Genomic DNA, 18,836 nt, shown 5'->3' on the forward strand with positions numbered 1-18,836 from the left:
TCAGTTCTTCAGCACGATGCGGCCAACCACCTTGCCGGCGCGCAGTTCATCGATCCATTTCTGGACGTCGGCCATCGGCTCCTCGCGCATCGGGGGCGGCTTGATCTTGCCGGCGCGGGCGAGCGCCATCAGCTCGTGGGCCTCAGTGAGCGTGCCGACCATAAAGCCTTCGACGGTGAGGCGCTTGTAGACCCACTGCACCATCGGCAGCGTGAACTGGCCGCCCATCAGGCCCGACACCACGACCTTGCCGCCGCGGGCGGCGACCGCGACCGCAAACGCCATCGACTTCTCGTTGCCGGCGAAATCGACGACCTCGTCAAAGCCGCCGTCGGTCTCCTTCAGGATGCGGCGGATCACTTCGGGCTCTGCCGGATCGTAGGCGTTCGCAGCGCCGTTCTTCAGCGCAGTCTCGCGCGCGGCCGGGCTGAGATCGGCAACCGTGATCGGCTGCTTAAACATGGCTTGCGCGAATGACAGCCCCATCATGCCGACGCCGCCAAGCCCGATCAGCAGCAGATTGCGCTGGCGCGGACGGTCGACGAGACGCTTGAGCGCGCCATAGGCAGTTACGCCCGAGCACATCAGCGTCGCGGCCTGGTTGACGGGCAGGGGATCGTATTCGAGGAGATATTTTGCGTCGGGTACCAGCACATGGGTGGCAAAACCGCCGTCGATGGAGACGCCGAGAAAACGCTGCTTGGCGCAGAGATTTTCGTCGCCGTTCTTGCAGTCGCGGCACTGGCCGCAGCCGATCCACGGAAACACCGCGCGCTTGGCCCCGATGAGTCCGGCCGGAACGTCTGCACCCACCTCTTCGACGACGCCGGCGATCTCGTGGCCGAGCGTGAAGGGCAGCGTCATGCCGCGCGTGGTGTCGAGCTTCTTGCCGCCGCCGAGATCGGCATAGCCGTCCTGGATGTGCAGGTCGGAATGGCACAGGCCGCAGCGCTCGATGCGCACCAGCACCTCGCGCCCTTGCGGCTTGGGTGTATCGACGATGGTCTCGCACAGCGGCGCATCGAACTTCACCAGAGACTGCCGACGCATCAACGCCATTTTCCTTCCTCCGGAATTTTTTAGGCTTCAGCTAGTTTGAGCTTTCGCGTCGTATATCCGCCAATTCACGCGCCATGGCAACAAAGCCGGAGACCGGAATGGTCTCCGCGCGCCGCGTCGCATCGACGCCGGCGGCCTGCGCCAGCCGCGCCGGATCGGCCTGCAGCGACTTGAGGCTCTGCCGCAGCATCTTGCGGCGCTGGCCGAAGGCCGCTGCGGCGACCTGTTCGAGCAGCCGGCGATCGCAGGGTTCAGGTGCGGCGCGCGGCACGAGGCGCACGACGGACGAGGTGACCTTCGGCGGCGGCACGAAGGCGGACGGCGAGATGTCGAACAAGATCTTTGTCTCGGCGCGCCAATTGGCGAGCACGCCGAGACGGCCATAGGCGTCTTCATCCTCGCGCGCGACAATGCGCTCGGCGACCTCGCGCTGGAACATCAAGACCATCATCTCGTACCAGGGCGGCCAGGGCTCAGCCGTGAGCCAGCCGATCAGGAGCTGGGTCGCAATGTTGTAGGGCAGGTTGGCGACAATCTTCGCCTTGACGCCGCCGAGCAGCGGCCGTGGGTCGAACGTCATGGCGTCCGCATGCACGATCTCGAGCCGCCCCGGATAGCGCGCGGAAATATCCTTCAAGGCCGGGATCGCCCGCTCGTCGTGCTCGATTGCGATGACGCGGGCCGCGCCCAGCGCCAGCAGCGCGCGGGTCAATCCGCCGGGACCCGGACCGATCTCGACGATGGTCGCGTCCTCGAGGGGAGCTGCCGCGCGCGCGATGCGTGCGGTCAGGTTGAGATCGAGCAGAAAATTCTGGCCGAGCGATTTACGCGCCGACAGGGCGTGCTGGCGGATGACCTCGCGCAGCGGCGGGAGGTCGTCGATCGCGCTCATCAGGTCTTGGCAGCCGACATGCGGCTCGCAAGCTGGAGTGCTGCAATCAGGCTTGCAGGGTTCGCCTTGCCGGTGCCGGCGATGTCGAAGGCGGTGCCGTGATCCGGCGAGGTCCGGATGAAAGGCAGGCCGAGCGTGACGTTGACCGCATCGTCGAAGGCCAGCGTCTTGATCGGGATCAGCGCCTGGTCGTGATACATGCAGACCGCGCAGTCATAGGTCTCGCGCGCTGCTTCGTGGAACATGGTGTCCGCCGGGAGTGGCCCCCTGGCTTCGATGCCTTCGGCGCGCAGCAGCTTGATCGCCGGCGTCACGATGGTCTGCTCCTCATGGCCGAGCGAGCCGTCCTCGCCGGCATGCGGGTTGAGGCCGGAGATCGCGATGCGGGGGCGTGCGATGCCGAAATGCGCCTTCAACTCGGCTGCGACGATGCGCACCGTCGAGGCGATCAGCTCCGACGACAATTGCGCCAGCGCGTCGCGCAGCGACAGATGGATGGTCACGGGCACCACGGCGAGCGCCGGCGACCACAACATCATCACCGGCTGCGGCACGCGGCCGTCGCGGCCAACTTCTCGTTTTGTCGCGTTTTCCTGACGCGAACCGGCTCCCGCGAGCTCCGCCAGAAATTCGGTGTGGCCGGGATGGCGGAAGCCGGCCCGGTAGAGCACGCTCTTGGCGATCGGATTGGTCACGACGGCCGCGGCGCGCCCCTCGACGACGTCGGTGACGGCCTGGCGGATAGAGGCGAGCGCGGCAGGCGCGCTCGTGTCATCGGGCCGGCCGGGCTCTGCGGTGGCCGTCACTCCGATTGCAACCACGGGCAGGGCATCGGCGAAGGCGGCTGCCGCTTCGTGGCTCGGCACGGTCGCGATGCGGATGTCGGCGCCGAGCGATTTGGCGCGCCGCGCGATCACCGCCTCGTCGCCGAGCAGGTAGAAGCACGGTAGATTCAGCTCGCGCCGCTTGCGCCATGCTGCGATCGCGATGTCGGGGCCGATGCCGGCGGGCTCACCCAATGTCAGCGCGAGGGGCTTTGCGGAAGGCTTTACGGAAGAGGGCCTGGCCATCAGCGATTGCGATATTCGATCATCGCCGCCTTGCGGATTTCATCGAGATACGCCTTCTGCGTCTTCTCGTATTTCTCGACGTACATCTTCTCGCGGATCTCGCGCTTCTTCGGCGTGTCGATCATGGTCGGCTTGCGCGAGCACAGCACTACCATCTCGATGCCCTGCTTGGTCACCTCGGGCGGGGTGAGATGGCCGACCGGCGTGTCGTCGAGCACCTTGCGCAGCGGCTCCGGCAGGTCCGCGGTGGTCTTGGTCACGCTGTCGCGGATCGCGGCGTTCGGCGTCGAGCGGAACAGGGAGTTGGCTTCGTCGCAGCTCCCGACGCGCGAACGGTAGAGTTCGGCTTCCTTCTTGCGCGCCTCGAGCGAAGCGTCGGACGAGCCGCGCGGCACCACCAGCACGATCGGCTGCATCTTGTACTCGAAACCCTCGACCTGGAGTTTCTCGCCGTTCTCGGCCTGCACCTTGTCGGCAACGTCCTTTTCGCCGACCTGCAGGCGCTCCTTGTAACGGCCGCGCACGAGGCTGGTCCAGACCATCTCCGCGCGCATACGGCTCTTCAGCGTTTCCGGGCGGATCCCCTTGACCTCGAGCGATTTGGTGAGCTGGTCCGTGGTGATCCGCATGCGCGAGGCCATGCCGGAATAGGACCCGTCGACGTCGGCGGGGCCGGGATCGACGCCGTATTTCTTGCCTTCCTTGATCTTCACCTTGTCGTCGATCAGCTCGTTGATGATCTCCTGGCGGCCCGGCTTCTTGTGCGTTACCAGTTCGTCCAGCCTGCCGCGCTGCTCGATGTCGAAATCGGTGATCGGCTCGCCGTTGACCATGAGCACGATGTTCTGCGCCCGCGACGGCGCCGTGCCGCCGATCAGCAGCAATCCGGCGCCCATGGTCAAGGCAAGGGCGAAGCGGAGGATGTGGTGCACTGGCGATCGGGTCGTCATCTTTGTCGCTCGTATGTCAGCCAGGGTGAGTTGATCTTGCGATCGGAGAGCTCCCGGGGCCGGGGCGTCATACGCATCACTACTGCATAAAGCCGCTGGAACTGCCCGTCGCCGCGGCCGAGGAGGTTGCCAATGTCCGTAGGCCGAACTGGAACATGAACGCGTGGCTCAATGTCGGCGGGGTCGTTCCGGCGGTGTAGCTATAGGAGGTTACATAGTTCGCTGCCAACACGAAGCAATCGTCGACGTAGCCGGCGCCGACCACGTACTGGTTGATCTTGTTGGCCTCGAGGTCCCAGCGCGCCGAGCCCTGGACCACCCAGTTGGCAGCGACCTTTAGCGAGCCCGAGGTGAGGATGCCTTCGCGCCGCGTCAGATAGCCGAGCTCCGGCTGCGCCGCGTAATTGCCGTAGATCATGCTGACTGACCAGCGGTCGAAATTGGCGCGGCCTTCGGCCTCGAAGCGCTGCACGTTCCAGGTTTGCTCGTCGAGCCGGGTGCGGACGCTGAACGTGTAGGTACGGTTCGGCGAGTAGTTCACGCGCGCGACGTAGTCGGAGCGCGGCTTGTCGAGTCCGGAGTTGAGGCCGGTGTTGATCTCGTCCTGCACCGCGAAGGAGTTCAGGCCGAAGAGCTGGTAGGACTGGCCGAACAGGACGTTGACCGAGCCGCCCTTGTCGAACTGCGTGGTGGCCTGCACGCCGACATTGGCGCGGCCGCCGCCCTCGACGCGGTCGTAGCCGGAGAACTTGTCGACGCTGAACAGGTTGCTGGCGTCGAACACCATGCTCTGCGCGTCCTCGTTGGGAAGCTTGCCGGCATAGGTTTCGTTCGGCCGGATGATGACTTGCGCGATCGGCTCGAGGGTGGTCGTGCCCCACGGCTGAACGTTGATGAAGGGATAGCGGTATTCGAGGCCAACCGTCGGCATCAGCCGCATCGCCTGGGTGTCGCCGACCGGCAGATAGTTCGACACGCCCGGCTGGTTGGAGACCGAGGAGTTGATGGCGTCGGCGCGCAGGCTCGCGAACGGCGTCCAGATCTCGCCCAACGGATCGGTGAACGATTTGCGCCACTGCGCCTCCGCCGTCAGGCGGGTGTAGGTGCCGGGGAAGCCGCGCAACAGGCATTGCGAGGGAGTGCGCGCGAGCGGATCGGCCGACGTGGTCGTGCACAGGCTGTTGGTGTTGGCGAGCGTCGTGATCGGATCGAACACGGCGGTCTCGCGCGACAGGTTGAGGAAGTTGGTCTTGTAGCTGAACTCGCCGCCGAAGACGGGGTAGTTGAGCACGTTCGAATAGTCGAGCACCGGCCAGACGACCGGCACCTGGCTCTGGTTACCCGAGAAGCTCAGATAGTACATCGTCCGCACGTCGAAGAAGCTGCGGTTGCCGACGCCGGTCAGATAGAGCTGCGACAGGGCTTCCGTCGGCAGCAGCAGGAACGATGAGAACGGGTCGCGGTACTGGGCCAGGCGGTAGTCCGACATGAAGTAGTAATCGGAGAGCAGGACACCGTCCCAGCCCCAGACCCATTTGTCGTTCAGCGCGAACTGGCCCCTGGTTTCGACGCCGCCGCGGAACTGGCGGTCGCCGGGCAGTCCGGAGAACGCGCTGCGATCGAGCTGGTCGATGCCATAGGCGCGGATCGAGTACGCTCCGTCCATCAGGCGCTGGCGGAATTCGGCCTGGAACAGCACGCCCTGCTTCGTCGTGATGCGCGGGTTGAGCGTGAGGTCGTAGTCCGGCGCGATCGCCCAGTAGAACGGGACTTCGACGCCGTAGCCGAACGTGGTCGTGCTCGAGGTGAAGCCCGGCATCAGGAAGCCGGTCTTGCGCTTCACGGTCGGATCGGGCGTCGAGAAATACGGCATGTAGGCCAGCGGCACGCCGAAGAATTCGAGCTGCGCCGCCTCGAAATACAGCATCTTCTCCTGCTGGTCGTGGATGATGCGGGCACCCTTGACCTGCCAGAGCGGCGGCTTCTTGGGATCGTCCTTACAGGGCGCGCAGGCCGTGTAGACGCCGTTCTCGAACACCGTGTAGTTGCCGCTGGAGCGGTCGGCGCGGGTCGCCGCCATCCGCGTCTGGTCGGCGGTGTCGACGCGCAGCGAATCAACGAAGCCGTCACGGTAGTCGTCTGACAGATCCATGATCTCGGCATAGGTGATCTTGCCGTCGGCATCCGTCATGCGGATGTTGCCTTCGGCATGCAGCCGCTTGGTCTTCTGGTCGTAGATGACCTTGTCGGCCTCGACGCTGGTGCCGTTGTAGAACATCTGGACGTTGCCGACCGCCGAGACGCGCGAGTTGTTGTAGTCGTAGTCGACCTCGACCGCCTGCACGAGCATCTGCCCGTCATTGGCGGCCTTCGGCGGCTTGGGACGCGGCGGCAGCGGATTGTAGGTGAAGCTCTGGGCGGCCGCGGGCGTCACGGTCGCGAGATCGGCCAGCCCGGCCAGCGCCAGCGCGGCCAGGAACGCAACCAGGACCTTGCTCACAGGCAAGCCGCCATCGTTCGCGCGCACCTCGGTGCGCCGCGCCAACGCAGACACGAGCCCTCGTCGGACGGCAGTCACTAACCGTCCTCCTGATAGAGCAAGGCCAAAAAGCCGGTGAGGCCGCCCACCACAACGGGCAACCACGCCGCAGCGATCGGATGCATCAACTCAGCCTTGCTCAAATCCTCAGTAACTTTGGACAGAACGTAGAGCAGAAACCCTGCGCCCACGCCACTCAAAACCATCTTCTGCACGCCGCCCATCCGGAAGAAGCGCAACGACACGGAGGCCGCCAGCATCACCATGGCTGCGAGCAAAAACGGCTGCGCCACAAGCTTGTGATACTGGAGTCGATATCCGGCTGTCGCGAAGCCCGAGCTTTCCGAGGAGCGGATGTAGCTCGGTAGTTGCCAAAAGGACACAGTTTCGGGTGTGGAAAAGCTGTTGCGGACCTGCGCCTCGGTGAGTGCGGTCGGAATCGCCATGCTGGCCTGATCCACCGGCGGCGCATCCAGCGCGTAGCGGCGGACGTTCTTGAACAGCCAATGGCCGTCCTCGAGCGTCGCCTCGCGCGCCTCGATCCGCTCCTTGAAGTGGAAGTCCGTGTCGAAACGGAACAGCGTCAGGCCGGTCAGGCGCACGCCCTGCTTCTCGCTGCGCGCGGCGTTGATGATCACCTGGCCGTCATTGGTGATCTGGTTGAGCCAGAAGCCCGAGGCGTCCTGGATGCCGCCGCCCGGCGTCGAGCCGAACAGCTCGGCCTCCATGCGCTTGGACAGCTCGCGCAGGTTCGCCGACATCGGATTGTAGGCGACGGTGGCGATGAAGCCGATCAGGAGCGCGCTGCCGAGCGCGGGCGAGATGAACTGCCAGGCCGAGATGCCGGCGGCGCGCGCCACCACGAGCTCGAGCCGCCGGGACAGCGCGAGATAGCAGGTCATGGCGCCGATCAGCATGCAGAACGGCGTCAGCTTCTCCAGGAGTTGCGGAACGCGGAACAGCGAAGTCTCGGCAATCGTGATCGCGGAGGCGTTGGCAAGACCCGAAGTCTTGCGCACCATCTCGATGTAGTCGACCAGCACGAGCAGCACGAAAATGCTCGCGAACACGCCGAGCGCGTTGATGACGAAGCGGCCCGCAAAATAACGGCCGAGCGTGTTGGTGAGCATGCTCATGCGGTCACCGGCCGGCCGAACAGCCGCGCGATGCGCGCGTTCGACCTGTTGATGGCCTCGAGCAGCGCCGGCGGCGGCTCGACCACGATGCCGGCGACGATCATCCAAACCCCGCCGCCGATGGCGGCGAACAGCATGGCGTACTGGATGAGGGGCGCGACCGGCGATTTCACCGCCATCACCGAGCAGGCAAAACCCGCCATGCGCAGGCCGAACACCGCCAGAATCGAGCCGCCGATCGAGAAGTTGCGGCTTTGGCGCGTGGTGCGCGGCGCGCCGAGGAAGGCGAAGGTCAGCGCGGCGAAGGCGAACGGATACAGCGGCGCCATGATGCGGTCATGCAGCTCCGAGCGGAACTGGCCGGGCACCTGCTTGTAGACCGGGTCGTCCTCAGATGGAGAGAACAGCTCCCAGAGGTAGCGCTCGCGGATGCCGAGCGTGACATCGTGACCCTGGTTGGAGAATTTCGACATGTCGAAGGCGTGGCGGCTGAAGGTCACCAGCGCCGGGTCGCGCTTGCCGGTCTCAAAACGCTGCAGATTGCCGTCCTCGAGCACCAGGAACGATCCGTTGCCGCTCTTCACCACGGTGCCGCGCTCGGCGACGATCGAGTTGCGCTCCTTGGAATCGCGGCGGTCATCGATGAAGATGCCGGCCAGCACGCCGCCGGGCTGGCGCTCGCGGATCCGGATCGTGAGGTTCTGGTCGAGCTGGGCGAAGCGGCCGGGCTGCAGGATGTTGGTGAGCACGTCGGCGGTGATCTCGGCGTCCCACTGCTTGATGCGGCGCATGCCGTCGGGGGCGAGATAGGCCGCGATGAAGGCGACCAGCAGCGCCACCACGCAGGTGGCATAGAAGAACGGATAGAACAGCCGGAACGGCGAGAAGCCGGCGGCATTCATCACGATGATCTCGGAATCGGTCGCGAGCTTGTTCAGCGTGTGCGAGATCGCGATCATCAGCGCGATCGGCGAGATGATCAGGATGAGCGCCGGGATCACGAGACCGGTGATGCCGAGGAAGGTCAGGATGGTCTGACCCTGGCTCGTCATCAGGTCGATGCCGCGCAACGCCTGCGTAATCCAGATCACGCCGGTGAGGCTGACCAGGACCAGCGCAAACGACGCCAGCGTCGTGCGGAAAATATACCTGTCGATCGACCCCATCTGCGACCGTACGTGCTCCAACCCCAACCGGACTTCGCGCTATCCGACCCATCCCCGAATGGGGATCCCCAAGGGCCGATTCACCGCTCTTCCACCGACTAATCTCTCACTACCATCCCTTTGATCCGTCAACAAAATGGCTGCCCCATGGCACCGTTAGGATATGGTTAATATTTCCCTCGTTGTGGCCTTGGCGCCACGGGCGGCGCTTGGCATTGCCCGTCCGGTCGGGCCATAGTGCGGCAAGATCAGTGAATCGCGGTTCAGGAAGCCGCTGCGGCGCCGTCCGCAGGCGGCAAAAAAGCCCCGTCTTTTGGAGGAGTTATCCATGTCCGACGCCGTCAAGGTCGGCTTCGTCCCGTTTTCGACCGCCCCCCGGGGCATTCTGGTGGCGTTTTGTGACGATGGTCTGAAGTTCGGCCCGGCGACATCAAACGTGCTGGGGGCGGCGACCGATCTCGTCAAGCGGGCGGCCGCGGCGAGCCAGTTCAAGGGCAAAAGCGGCGCAGCCCTCGATATCCTGGCGCCGGAGGGGTTGAAGGCCTCGCGCCTGATCGTGATCGGCACCGGCAAGGCTTCCGCGCTCAAGATCAACGATTTCCTCAAATTCGGCGGCGTTGCGGCCGGCAAGCTTGCGGCCGGAAATGGCGGCATGACCATCATGGCCGAACGGCCCGATGGCGCCATGACCGGCGAGCAACTGGTCGCGATCGGCTCCGGCCTGCGGCTGCGCGCCTACAAGTTCGATCGCTACAAGACCAAGAAGAAGGACGGCGAGGAGGGCGCTCTTCGCGCCGACGTCTCGCTCGCGGTCGCCGACGTTGCCGCTGCGAAAAAAGCCTTTGCGCCGGCGAGCCATGTCGTCGACGGCGTGATCATCGCGCGCGACCTCGTCAACGAGCCGCCGAACGTGCTTTACCCCGAAGAGTTCGCGAAGCGCGCGAGCCAGTTGCGCAAGCTGGGCGTCGCGGTCGAGGTTCTCGACGTCAAGGCGATGCACAAGCTCGGCATGGGCGCGCTGCTCGGTGTCGGCCAGGGCTCGGCGCGGCCGAGCCGCACCGTGATCATGCGCTGGAACGGCGGCAGGAAGGGCGCGGCGCCCGTTGCCTTTGTCGGCAAGGGTGTCTGCTTCGACACCGGCGGCATCTCGATCAAGCCGGCCGGCAGCATGGAGGACATGAAGGGCGACATGGGCGGGGCGGCCTGCGTTGTCGGCCTGATGCACGCGCTTGCCGCGCGCAAGGCCAAGGTCAACGCGGTCGGCGCCATCGGTCTGGTCGAGAACATGCCCGACGGCAACGCGCAGCGGCCCGGCGACATCGTCACCTCGATGTCGGGCCAGACCATCGAGATCATCAATACCGACGCGGAGGGCCGCCTCGTGCTCGCCGACGTGCTCTGGTACGTGGCCAAGAAGGTGAAACCGAAATTCATGGTGGATCTCGCCACGCTCACCGGCGCCATCATGGTCGCGCTCGGCACCGAGCACGCCGGCATGTTCTCCAACAATGACGAGCTCGCCGAGCGGCTGTCGAAGGCGGGGGCGGAGAGCGGCGAAAAGGTCTGGCGCATGCCGCTCGGCCCCGAATACGACAAGCTGATCGATTCCCAGTTCGCCGACATGAAGAACACCGGCGGGCGTCATGGCGGCTCGATCACGGCCGCGCAGTTCCTGCAACGCTTCGTCGACAACACGCCCTGGGCGCATCTGGACATTGCCGGCACCGCGATGGGCGCGCCGAAGACCGACATCAACCAGAGCTGGGGATCGGGCTATGGCGTGCGGCTGCTCGACCGCCTGGTCGCCGACCACTACGAAGGCTAAAGCATGATCCGGACCCGAAGGGCCGCGTTTGCGCAAAGTGCGCAGCGGTTTTCCCTCGCGACAAACGCGGAACGCGTTTGCGCGGAGATCATGCTCAAACAAAGAGCTAAAGCGCGATGACGATTCAACCTGAAGGCATCGCGCTTTAATGACCGAAGTCCTGTTCTATCATCTGCAAAACATGTCGGTGGAGAACGTCCTGCCGCCGCTGCTCGAGAAGTCGCTCGAGCGCGGCTGGCGCGTCGTCGTGCAGTCGACCTCGCCGGAACGCGCCGATGCGCTCGACGCGCATCTGTGGACCTATCGCGACGACTCGTTCCTGCCTCACGCGACATGGCGGGTTGGCGATGCGGCGGATCAGCCGATCCTGCTCGCGATCGAGGAGGACAATCCCAACGGCGCCAATGTCCGGTTCCTGATCGACAACGCCGCGCTGCCGCAGGATCCGCAGAGCTATGAACGCATGGTGCTGCTGTTCAACGGCGACGACCCTGATGCCCTGGCCCTGGCGCGCACCGCCTGGACGGATTGCAAGACGCGGGGATTTGAGGTCACCTATTGGCAGGCCGACGAGCGCGGCCGGTGGCAGCGGCGGGATTAGCAGCGCTTGGCAATTAATGATAATTTGGACTTTTCGGGCGAACCTAGCCAAAGAGCCACGGTCGTGCCGCAAAGGGATGTTGGGACAATTGGTTAGGGCTGGACCTTAAGCGGGGATCTGAGTTTATCGTGCGACATCAAAAGCTTCCCTCGACGCTGATCCTGGCGTTGGCTGCCGTTGCGCCGGCTCTTGCAGGTTGCGCCGGCGGCTCCGACCTGCTGTCGAAGGATGCCGAATGGTTCAACAAACCGACCCGGCTGTTCATCAAGAACATCTCGATCGACGCGCCGCCGCTGACGCCTGAAAAGCCCGTTACGGCCGACGATCTCGTCAGCGCCGATGGCGCCTGTCCCGGCATGGCGCCGCCGGGCGCACCCGCTGACGCCAATGCGTCGAGCGCGCCGGCGCCGTCAGGCGGCACGGTCGCGCTCGGTCACACCGAATGCGACGTGGTGCGCGGCATCGGTGCGCCCTCGAGCGTCAACCTGTCCAATGATGCGGGCGGCCGGCGCGTCGCTGTCGTCACCTGGGTGACCGGCCCGCGCGCCGGCATCTACACCTTCACTTCGGGCCGCCTGTCCTCGATCGAGGGCACGCCGGAGCAGCCGGCAGCGCCGAGGGCCAAGCCCAAGCCGAAGAAGAAGCAGACGGGCTGAGGGGGCAAGGGAGATCGCTTATGCGCATGTTCGTCTCGCCGTGCCGCAAGCTATTCTGTTCCAGGGCAGCTATCGACGTCATTCATGGACAGGTTTGACGGGCAATCTTCACACGAACTGAAGCCTGTCGTCCGGACCTTTTGGCACGGGCCGTTTTCCCCCTATGAGGCGCTTTGTCTGCTCACCTTCGCGGCCGCGGGAATCCGCGTTGAATTGTTTGCGGACCATTCGATCGCCGGGCTGCCGGACGGGGTCGTTCTGAGAGATGCCCGCGAGATCATCGACGACGATGTCTCGTTCTACAAACATGAATTCGACGGGCCGAGTCCGTCGCTTCATTCCAACTATTTTCGCTATGCGCTTCTTGAAAAGGTCGGCGGCTGGTGGGTGGACGCGGACGTGATGTTCGTCGGCACGGCGCTGCCCGTGACGAGCAGTTTTGCCGCGCATCAGACGGATGACGAGATAAACGGCGCGGTGCTGGGTTTCCCGGCGGGCGAACCCTTGATGCGAGCGTGCCGGGAACGCACCGAGACCAGGCGCGCCGATGCACGGTGGGGCGAGGTCGGTCCAAAATTGCTGACCGAGCTCCAGCCGGAATTTGCGCCAAGCCTCCGGCCGGCTGCGCGCGATGTTGCCTATGCGATAGGACCCGAGGAGTTCGAGAAGTTTTTGCTTCCTGAGGCGACCGAAGAGATCGAGCGCCGCACGGCCGAATCGACGTTCGTTCATCTCTGGAACGAAATGTGGCGGAGAGCCGGAATACCCAAAAACATCGCACCGCCGCGCGGAAGCTGGCTCGATCTTATGTTCGAGCGGCATGAATTCCGGCCCGAATGGTCCAACCGGCTTGAGGCGGATCACATCCAGCGCTGGGCGGCGTTGCGGCGCGATCGTGACCATGCCGGCCACTGGAATCACGTCCATTACCAGGAGCTCATACGCCTGCGTGCACAAGGGCCTGTAGCCGATGACCAGAATGCAGGAAGGCGGGGGATTCTTGCACACCTCCTGGCGCGATTGAGGTCAGACGGCAAACGGTGAGAAGACGCTGACAACACATGATCGAGAGCTTTCGATCACAGTCATGCCGTTGATGACGCCTCGTCGAACTGCGCGCTCGCCTCGAGCCACTGCTCCTCCGCGCGCGCCAGCGCGTCCGCCGCATTGGCGCGCGCCTTGGACAATTGCGCGGCCTGCTTGGGATCGCGGGTAAAAATGTCGGGCAGGGAGAGCGCGGTGTCGATCTTGGCGATGATCTCGGTGATGCGTGCGATCTCGGCCTCGGCCTCGGCAATGCGCTTCTTCAGCGGACCGCGGCCGTCGCCCTTGTTGCGTTGAGGCTTGTCGTTGCCGTTGCCGTTGCTGCGCTCGCGCGGGCTCGCTTCCGTGCTGCGCGCCGACAGCACCACGCGCCGGTAATCGTCGAGATCGCCGTCGTAGGTGGTCACGGTGCGGTCGGCGACCAGCCAGAGCCGCTCGGCACAGGCCTCGATCAGATAGCGGTCGTGCGAGACCATGATGACGGCGCCGGGAAAGTCATTGATGGCTTCCGCAAGTGCGGCGCGGCTGTCGATGTCGAGATGGTTGGTCGGCTCGTCCAGGATGATCATGTTGGGGCCGAAAAAGGTGGCGAGCCCCAGCAGCAGGCGTGCCTTCTCGCCGCCCGACAATTTGCCGGCCGGCGTGTCGGCGGCCTTGCCGGAGAAGCCGATCGCGCCGGCGCGCGCGCGGATCTTCGATTCCGGCGCTTCGCCCATCAGCTTGCGGACGTGATCATAGGCGGAGGCGTCGACGTTCAATTCGTCGAGCTGGTGCTGGGCAAAATAGGCGATCGACAATTTGTCGGCGCGTGTGACCCCGCCGGAGAACGGTGCGAGCTTGCCTGCAAGCAGCTTGACCAGCGTCGACTTGCCGTTGCCGTTGGCGCCCAGCAGCGCGATGCGGTCGTCATTGTCGATGCGCAGGGTGACGCGGCTGAGCACAGGGCTCGCCGGGTCGTATCCGACCGTGGCGTTGTCGACGGCGATGATCGGCGGTGACAGCGTCTTCTCCGGCGGCGGAAAGCTGATCTCGTGCACCTCGTCGGTCACCAGCGCTGTGATCGGCTTCAGCCGTTCCAGCATCTTGACGCGGGACTGGGCTTGGCGTGCCTTCGAGGCCTTGGCCTTGAAGCGATTGACGAAGGCCTGCAGGCGGGCGCGCTCGGCTTCCTGGCGCTTGAGCTGCTTGGCGTCGAGCATTTCGCGCGCGGCGCGCTGCTCCTCGAACGAGGAGTAGGAGCCGCGATAGAGCGTGAGCTTGCCGCGCTCCAGATGCAGGATCTGGTCGACCGAGCTTTCCAGGAGATCGCGGTCGTGGCTGACCACGATCACGGTGCGCGGATAATGGGCGAGGTGATCCTCCAGCCACAGCGTGCCTTCGAGGTCGAGATAGTTGGTGGGCTCGTCGAGCAGCAACAGATCGGGGGCCGCAAACAGCGTGGCCGCAAGCGCCACGCGCATGCGCCAGCCGCCGGAAAACTCGGAGCAGGACCGCGCCTGGTCGCTCGCCGAAAAGCCGAGGCCGCTGAGGATCGCAGCCGCGCGGGCAGGGGCCGAATGCGCGTCGATGTCGACGAGGCGGGTCTGGATCTCCGCGATGCGGTGCGGATCGTGCGCGGTCTCGGCCTCGTGCAGCAGTGCGTCGCGCTCAAGGTCGGCCTTCAGCACGACAGCAATGAGGCTTTCCGGTCCGTCCGGGGCTTCCTGCGCGAGGCTGCCGACCCGCCAGCGCGGCGGCAGCGTCACGCTGCCGGACTCGGCCGCGAGCTCGCCACGGATCACCTTGAACAGCGTCGACTTGCCGGTGCCGTTGCGCCCGACCAGGCCAACGCGCGAACCGGGCGTGATCTGCACGGAACTCTGGTCGATCAGAAGGCGTCCGGCGAGCCGGACAGAAAGGTCGGTGATGGACAGCATGCGGCCTTGTCACCGCAAGGACGTGCAAACGCAACCGGTTTTAGTTGTTGCGACCGCCGTCCCGGTCGCGCTTCCGGAGCTCGTTCAAAAGGTGCTCCAGATGCGAGGTCAGATGGGGCTCGGGCCGAAGGCTCTGCTGCAGCCGTTCCCCCACGGCGTCGCAGATCGATCGGCAGGTCCGCCGGTCGATTTGGTCGCTGTCATTGGCGAAGAAGCCAGTCATCGTCGGGGTTCCAGGGCTTCAGTTACGTCTCCCTACCAAGTCCCTGACCGCGAATTGGTTTCGCCCCCGGTGCGGGGCTGCTTTGCGTTCTCGTCGAGATTGAACGAACTTCTTGATGTGTCCAAAAACGAGGCCCCGGCGGGGGCGCGCCGGGGCCTGCTCTTGGACACAACTCTTGGAAGGTGCTGACGGGCTCAGTAGCAGCGGTTGATCATGCGCCAGCGGGGTCCCCAGGGGGTCGGGACCAGCCGGCGGACATAGCAGCCGCCATAGCCGTATGAGACGGGGCCGCCGACATAGAAGCGCGGTGCGCCCCAGCCCCAGCCGCCGCCGTGCCCGTGCCAGCCGCCGTGCCAATGGGCGGACGCGGCCGTAGGCGCAAGCGCAGCGGCACCCAGCGACACCGCGGCGATCGCAGCAAGCGAAAGTTTCCTGAACATGGTGTTCTCCTCAAAACTGCCGGCGCGGGGCTATCGCGTCGATGGAATGGCCGCCGAAACGCTTCCATAGGGAAGGATTGCGTTTCGATGGCCCAAACCTTAGGCCCGGGACGCTGAACCGAACCCTGACGGAGCCTGCAGATTTGGTTCATCTGCGTGAAATTATTGTAATTCCACGCCGTTCCACGCCCCCTTGGCCCGCGGCGATACGCCCGTGGGAGCCGTTTTGGGGTCGCTTGCCGTTCGCCGATGGCGCCGATATAAGCCCCGCAACTCCTCCCCACCGCTATTTCTCTCAAGGACAAGATCATGGCGATTGAACGCACCTTCTCGATCATCAAGCCCGACGCGACCGCCCGTAACCTGACTGGCGCGGTTAATGCCGTGATCGAAAAGGCGGGCTTGCGCATCGTCGCCCAGAAGCGCATCCGCATGACCAAGGAACAGGCCGAAACCTTCTATGCCGTGCACAAGGCGCGCCCCTTCTTCGGTGAACTCGTCGAGTTCATGACCTCGGGCCCGGTCGTCGTGCAGGTGCTGGAAGCCGAGGGCGCCATCGCCAAGTACCGCGACGCGATGGGTGCGACCGATCCGTCCAAGGCGGCTGACGGCACCATCCGCAAGCTCTATGCGAAGTCGATCGGCGAGAACTCGGCGCACGGCTCGGACGCACCGGAGACCGCCGCGATCGAAATCGCGCAGTTCTTCTCGGGCAACGAGATCGTCGGCTGATTGATCAGCCGTCGCGCTTCAAGACGACGGGACGAAAGGAAGCATTGTGAGCTGGCTTTTGCAGATCTTCGATCCCGCCACGATCGGATCGTTTTTCACCCAGTTTCGCAATGAAATGGCTGAACCGACCTTCTGGGTCGCGGTCGGCAAGATCATCTGGATCAACATCCTCTTGTCCGGCGACAACGCGCTGGTGATCGCGTTGGCGTGCCGTGGCCTGAAGCCGCGGCACCGGCTGTGGGGCATGATCTTCGGCGCCGGCGCCGCAGTCCTGCTGCGCATCATCTTCACCGGCATCGTCGCGAGCCTGATGGCGCTGCCGTACCTCAAGCTGGTCGGCGGCCTCGCACTGATCGTGATCGCCGCAAAACTCCTGGTGCCGGAAAACGAGGACGAAGACGACGTCGAGTCGGCTTCGCATCTCTGGCAGGCGATACAGATCGTCGTCGTCGCCGACATCGTCATGAGCCTGGACAACGTGATCGCGGTGGCCGCCGCTGCGAACGGTAGCGTGCCGCTGCTGGTCCTCGGCCTTGCCATCAGCGTGCCGCTCATCGTGGCCGGTGCCGCGCTGATCATGGCGCTGCTGGCAAAACTGCCGGTGCTGGTCTGGGCGGGTGCTGCGCTGCTCGGCTGGATCGCGGGCGAGGTGATCGCGACCGATCCGGGCGTCGAACCGAAGCTGCACAGTCTGTTCGACGGTCCGCTCGGCGCCTCGCTGGATTCGATGTTGGCCGTGCTGCGCATTCCCCCGCAGTTCGGCCATGGCGGGGCGGGTGCAGAGTACTTCTGCGCCGCGCTCGGCGTGATCGTGGTGCTGGTCGTCGGCTACATCTGGCGCCGGCGCAGCCTCAGCCTGGCGGCGCTGGAAGCTTCCGAGCGTCACGCCAAGGCGTCGGCGGAATAGCCGGCGCGTCGGAGCGCGGATGCGTTCAGGCTCGATCGGCTAGGATTCCCGCTCCACGTCGTTCAGGAGCCACTGCTCGAACACACGAGCCGCCGGATTCGACTCATCACTTGCTGCTATGAGGTAGGGATCGAGCGGCCGGGTCAGCGTTGGCAGGACATGGCACAGTCGTTTCGACTCGATGTCTTGAGCCACCAAACTGGCGGGTCCAACAGCTATTCCCAATCCATCTGCCGCCGCTCGCAAGGCGAAATCGAGATGATCGAACCGCATTTCGTCGGCGGGATGGATCCCTTCGCCTCCGGCGAACCTGAGCCATTCGCGCCAATCGTTGGCTCGCGTCTCGCTATGAAGGAACACATGTCCTGTCAGGTCGTCGATACTTTCGACGGGTCTTGCGTCCAGTAGCGATGGTGCTGCGACGAGATATGCCTGGTCGGCCATGAATGGACGTGGCTTGAGATCGGACGGCCAACCCGTCTTCGTCCGGCGGATGATAACGTCGAAGCTGTCGCGGCTTAGACGTGCAGGTGCTTCGGCACCTGTGAAGATTTGCGGCGCGACGTGAGGATATTTGCGGATGAAGCTCGGCAGTTGTGGGATGAGCCACCGCGCCGCGAAACTTGCCCGCACGTTGATGCGCAGGCTTGAAACGGAGGAGAGGCGGGCGACGGTGGCAGCTGTTGCCGCGATGCGTTCAAGCGCTGGCGCAAAGCCTGCGAAAAGCTGCCGGCCGACGGGTGTCAGGACTATTTGACGAGTCTCCCTGACAAACAGCTGTGCGCCAAGGTGCTCTTCGAGCAGCTTGATTTGGCGGCTGACGGCCCCATGAGTGACCCCCAATTCGGTCGCCGCGAGTGTGATGCTTGCGTGTCTGGCCGCGGCCACGAAGGCTCGCACCGCATTCAACGGGGGGAGGCGGATGTTGGTCATGTGTGAGTTTCCCTCATGCATACATCCCAGATTTACTCGCTTGTCGCCAGTGCCTTCTCTGACTATTCCCGTTGAATGTTCTTGGATTCTCTTACAGAGATTGCCCGAAGCGGAATGCCGATGGCTGAAAAAATTGAACTTGTCCTGTTTGATATGGACAACGTTCTATGCACCTACGACGCGCATGCCCGTGCTTCCCGCTTGGCCGAATTCTCTGGCGGTACGGCGGCGGACATCTATCGAGCCATCTGGGGGAGCGGATTTGAGCGGTTAGGCGACAACGGTACGCTCTCGCGTCAGGAATATCTCAGGGCGTTTGGCGAGCGGATCGGCCATGCTCTCAGCCTAGCCGATTGGCTCGAAGCCCGTCGCGTGTCGATGACGCCCGATCCGGCGATGCTGGAGATCGCCGAGCGCTTGCGCGGGTACGTCGATGTGGCCGTTCTCACGAACAACACGGAGTTGGTCGTGGATCACATCGATGTTCTCTGCCCAGAACTCCGGCCGCTGTTCGGCTCGAGGCTGTATGCATCGGCTCGATTTCGTGCGGCGAAGCCTGATGTCGCCTGCTATCGGCGATGCCTCGCCGCGCTCGGCGCGAGACCGGAAGCCGTCCTGTTCGTCGATGATCTTGCGGAAAACGTCGCGGGAGCGAGAGAGGCTGGTCTTCACGGCCATCATTTTAGGTCCGTCGAGGGGCTCCAGACAGAGCTGAAGCGCCATGGGCTGCTTTTCTCGGGGGGCTAG

Annotated in this window: 18 protein-coding genes; 7 read left to right on the plus strand and 11 right to left on the minus strand. The window is 64.5% G+C overall.

What is annotated here, in order from left to right; translation table 11 throughout:
• The 7 genes from JQ632_RS07325 to lptF form a co-directional block, all read right to left on the minus strand.
• Positions 1-1,059, minus strand: coding sequence for an alcohol dehydrogenase (locus tag JQ632_RS07325; protein WP_212401614.1), 1,059 nt, complete (start codon positions 1,057-1,059; stop codon positions 1-3).
• Between the two features lie 31 nt (positions 1,060-1,090).
• Positions 1,091-1,951 (minus strand): 16S rRNA (adenine(1518)-N(6)/adenine(1519)-N(6))-dimethyltransferase RsmA, encoded by an 861-nt coding sequence (gene rsmA / locus JQ632_RS07330; RefSeq protein ID WP_212401615.1) that lies wholly within the window; start codon positions 1,949-1,951, stop codon positions 1,091-1,093.
• Positions 1,951-3,021, minus strand: coding sequence for a 4-hydroxythreonine-4-phosphate dehydrogenase PdxA (gene pdxA, locus JQ632_RS07335; protein WP_212401616.1), 1,071 nt, complete (start codon positions 3,019-3,021; stop codon positions 1,951-1,953). Before pdxA ends, rsmA begins: the two co-directional genes overlap by 1 nt.
• Positions 3,021-3,971 (minus strand): peptidylprolyl isomerase, encoded by a 951-nt coding sequence (locus tag JQ632_RS07340; RefSeq protein WP_212401617.1) that lies wholly within the window; start codon positions 3,969-3,971, stop codon positions 3,021-3,023. The genes pdxA and JQ632_RS07340 overlap by 1 nt, the downstream gene beginning before the upstream one ends.
• A 79-nt stretch (positions 3,972-4,050) precedes the next feature.
• Complete coding sequence (locus JQ632_RS07345; RefSeq protein WP_212401618.1) at positions 4,051-6,549, minus strand: LPS-assembly protein LptD; 2,499 nt, start codon at positions 6,547-6,549, stop codon at positions 4,051-4,053.
• Complete coding sequence (gene lptG, locus JQ632_RS07350; RefSeq protein WP_212401619.1) at positions 6,549-7,646, minus strand: LPS export ABC transporter permease LptG; 1,098 nt, start codon at positions 7,644-7,646, stop codon at positions 6,549-6,551. Before lptG ends, JQ632_RS07345 begins: the two co-directional genes overlap by 1 nt.
• Positions 7,643-8,812 carry an LPS export ABC transporter permease LptF gene (gene lptF / locus JQ632_RS07355; RefSeq protein WP_212401620.1) on the minus strand — a complete coding sequence of 390 codons (1,170 nt, stop codon included), beginning with the start codon at positions 8,810-8,812 and terminating at the stop codon, positions 7,643-7,645. Before lptF ends, lptG begins: the two co-directional genes overlap by 4 nt.
• Before the next feature lie 328 nt (positions 8,813-9,140).
• Between lptF and JQ632_RS07360 the strand changes: the two genes are divergently transcribed.
• The 4 genes from JQ632_RS07360 (at position 9,141) to JQ632_RS07375 (ending at position 12,938) form a co-directional block, all read left to right on the plus strand.
• Positions 9,141-10,637 (plus strand): leucyl aminopeptidase, encoded by a 1,497-nt coding sequence (locus JQ632_RS07360; RefSeq protein ID WP_212401621.1) that lies wholly within the window; start codon positions 9,141-9,143, stop codon positions 10,635-10,637.
• A 148-nt stretch (positions 10,638-10,785) separates the two neighbouring features.
• The gene (locus JQ632_RS07365) at positions 10,786-11,238 is read left to right on the plus strand and encodes a DNA polymerase III subunit chi (protein ID WP_212401622.1); all 453 of its coding nucleotides are present in this window, start codon (positions 10,786-10,788) and stop codon (positions 11,236-11,238) included.
• A gap of 167 nt (positions 11,239-11,405) precedes the next feature.
• On the plus strand, positions 11,406-11,894 hold the full coding sequence (locus JQ632_RS07370) for a hypothetical protein (RefSeq protein WP_212401695.1): 489 nt from the start codon (positions 11,406-11,408) through the stop codon (positions 11,892-11,894).
• Between the two features lie 84 nt (positions 11,895-11,978).
• Positions 11,979-12,938, plus strand: coding sequence for a glycosyltransferase (locus JQ632_RS07375; protein ID WP_212401623.1), 960 nt, complete (start codon positions 11,979-11,981; stop codon positions 12,936-12,938).
• Positions 12,939-12,979: 41 nt separating this feature from the next.
• On the opposite strand, the gene JQ632_RS07380 is transcribed toward JQ632_RS07375, so the two are convergent.
• The 3 genes from JQ632_RS07380 to JQ632_RS07385 form a co-directional block, all read right to left on the minus strand.
• Entirely contained in the window at positions 12,980-14,854 is a 1,875-nt protein-coding gene (locus JQ632_RS07380; protein WP_212401624.1) for an ABC-F family ATP-binding cassette domain-containing protein, read from the minus strand.
• A 40-nt stretch (positions 14,855-14,894) separates the two neighbouring features.
• A complete protein-coding gene (locus JQ632_RS39340; protein WP_249151513.1) occupies positions 14,895-15,077 on the minus strand; it encodes a hypothetical protein in 183 nt (60 codons plus the stop codon).
• A gap of 194 nt (positions 15,078-15,271) precedes the next feature.
• A complete protein-coding gene (locus JQ632_RS07385; protein WP_212401625.1) occupies positions 15,272-15,517 on the minus strand; it encodes a sulfur globule protein precursor in 246 nt (81 codons plus the stop codon).
• A gap of 309 nt (positions 15,518-15,826) precedes the next feature.
• Here JQ632_RS07385 and ndk point away from each other — a divergent pair, with 309 nt between their 5' ends.
• Positions 15,827-16,249, plus strand: a complete 423-nt coding sequence (gene ndk / locus JQ632_RS07390) for a nucleoside-diphosphate kinase (RefSeq protein ID WP_027535388.1) — start codon at positions 15,827-15,829, stop codon at positions 16,247-16,249.
• Positions 16,250-16,295: 46 nt separating this feature from the next.
• Entirely contained in the window at positions 16,296-17,156 is an 861-nt protein-coding gene (locus JQ632_RS07395; protein WP_212401626.1) for a TerC family protein, read from the plus strand.
• A gap of 39 nt (positions 17,157-17,195) precedes the next feature.
• On the opposite strand, the gene JQ632_RS07400 is transcribed toward JQ632_RS07395, so the two are convergent.
• A complete protein-coding gene (locus JQ632_RS07400; RefSeq protein ID WP_212401627.1) occupies positions 17,196-18,089 on the minus strand; it encodes a LysR substrate-binding domain-containing protein in 894 nt (297 codons plus the stop codon).
• A 120-nt stretch (positions 18,090-18,209) separates the two neighbouring features.
• Here JQ632_RS07400 and JQ632_RS07405 point away from each other — a divergent pair, with 120 nt between their 5' ends.
• Positions 18,210-18,836, plus strand: a complete 627-nt coding sequence (locus JQ632_RS07405) for an HAD family phosphatase (protein ID WP_249151515.1) — start codon at positions 18,210-18,212, stop codon at positions 18,834-18,836.

The organism is Bradyrhizobium liaoningense, from assembly GCF_018130955.1.
GTDB classification, from domain to species: domain Bacteria; phylum Pseudomonadota; class Alphaproteobacteria; order Rhizobiales; family Xanthobacteraceae; genus Bradyrhizobium; species Bradyrhizobium liaoningense_C.

What these genes read in the sequence shown, in the direction of transcription:
- JQ632_RS07325 (WP_212401614.1), bottom strand. Translation starts at nt 1,059, where the DNA reads ATGGCGTTGATGCGTCGGCAGTCTCTGGTGAAGTTCGATGCGCCGCTG.
- rsmA (WP_212401615.1), bottom strand. Translation starts at nt 1,951, where the DNA reads ATGAGCGCGATCGACGACCTCCCGCCGCTGCGCGAGGTCATCCGCCAG.
- pdxA (WP_212401616.1), bottom strand. Translation starts at nt 3,021, where the DNA reads ATGGCCAGGCCCTCTTCCGTAAAGCCTTCCGCAAAGCCCCTCGCGCTG.
- JQ632_RS07340 (WP_212401617.1), bottom strand. Translation starts at nt 3,971, where the DNA reads ATGACGACCCGATCGCCAGTGCACCACATCCTCCGCTTCGCCCTTGCC.
- lptG (WP_212401619.1), bottom strand. Translation starts at nt 7,646, where the DNA reads ATGAGCATGCTCACCAACACGCTCGGCCGTTATTTTGCGGGCCGCTTC.
- lptF (WP_212401620.1), bottom strand. Translation starts at nt 8,812, where the DNA reads ATGGGGTCGATCGACAGGTATATTTTCCGCACGACGCTGGCGTCGTTT.
- JQ632_RS07360 (WP_212401621.1), top strand. Translation starts at nt 9,141, where the DNA reads ATGTCCGACGCCGTCAAGGTCGGCTTCGTCCCGTTTTCGACCGCCCCC.
- JQ632_RS07365 (WP_212401622.1), top strand. Translation starts at nt 10,786, where the DNA reads ATGACCGAAGTCCTGTTCTATCATCTGCAAAACATGTCGGTGGAGAAC.
- JQ632_RS07375 (WP_212401623.1), top strand. Translation starts at nt 11,979, where the DNA reads ATGGACAGGTTTGACGGGCAATCTTCACACGAACTGAAGCCTGTCGTC.
- JQ632_RS07380 (WP_212401624.1), bottom strand. Translation starts at nt 14,854, where the DNA reads ATGCTGTCCATCACCGACCTTTCTGTCCGGCTCGCCGGACGCCTTCTG.
- JQ632_RS39340 (WP_249151513.1), bottom strand. Translation starts at nt 15,077, where the DNA reads ATGACTGGCTTCTTCGCCAATGACAGCGACCAAATCGACCGGCGGACC.
- JQ632_RS07385 (WP_212401625.1), bottom strand. Translation starts at nt 15,517, where the DNA reads ATGTTCAGGAAACTTTCGCTTGCTGCGATCGCCGCGGTGTCGCTGGGT.
- ndk (WP_027535388.1), top strand. Translation starts at nt 15,827, where the DNA reads ATGGCGATTGAACGCACCTTCTCGATCATCAAGCCCGACGCGACCGCC.
- JQ632_RS07400 (WP_212401627.1), bottom strand. Translation starts at nt 18,089, where the DNA reads ATGACCAACATCCGCCTCCCCCCGTTGAATGCGGTGCGAGCCTTCGTG.
- JQ632_RS07405 (WP_249151515.1), top strand. Translation starts at nt 18,210, where the DNA reads ATGGCTGAAAAAATTGAACTTGTCCTGTTTGATATGGACAACGTTCTA.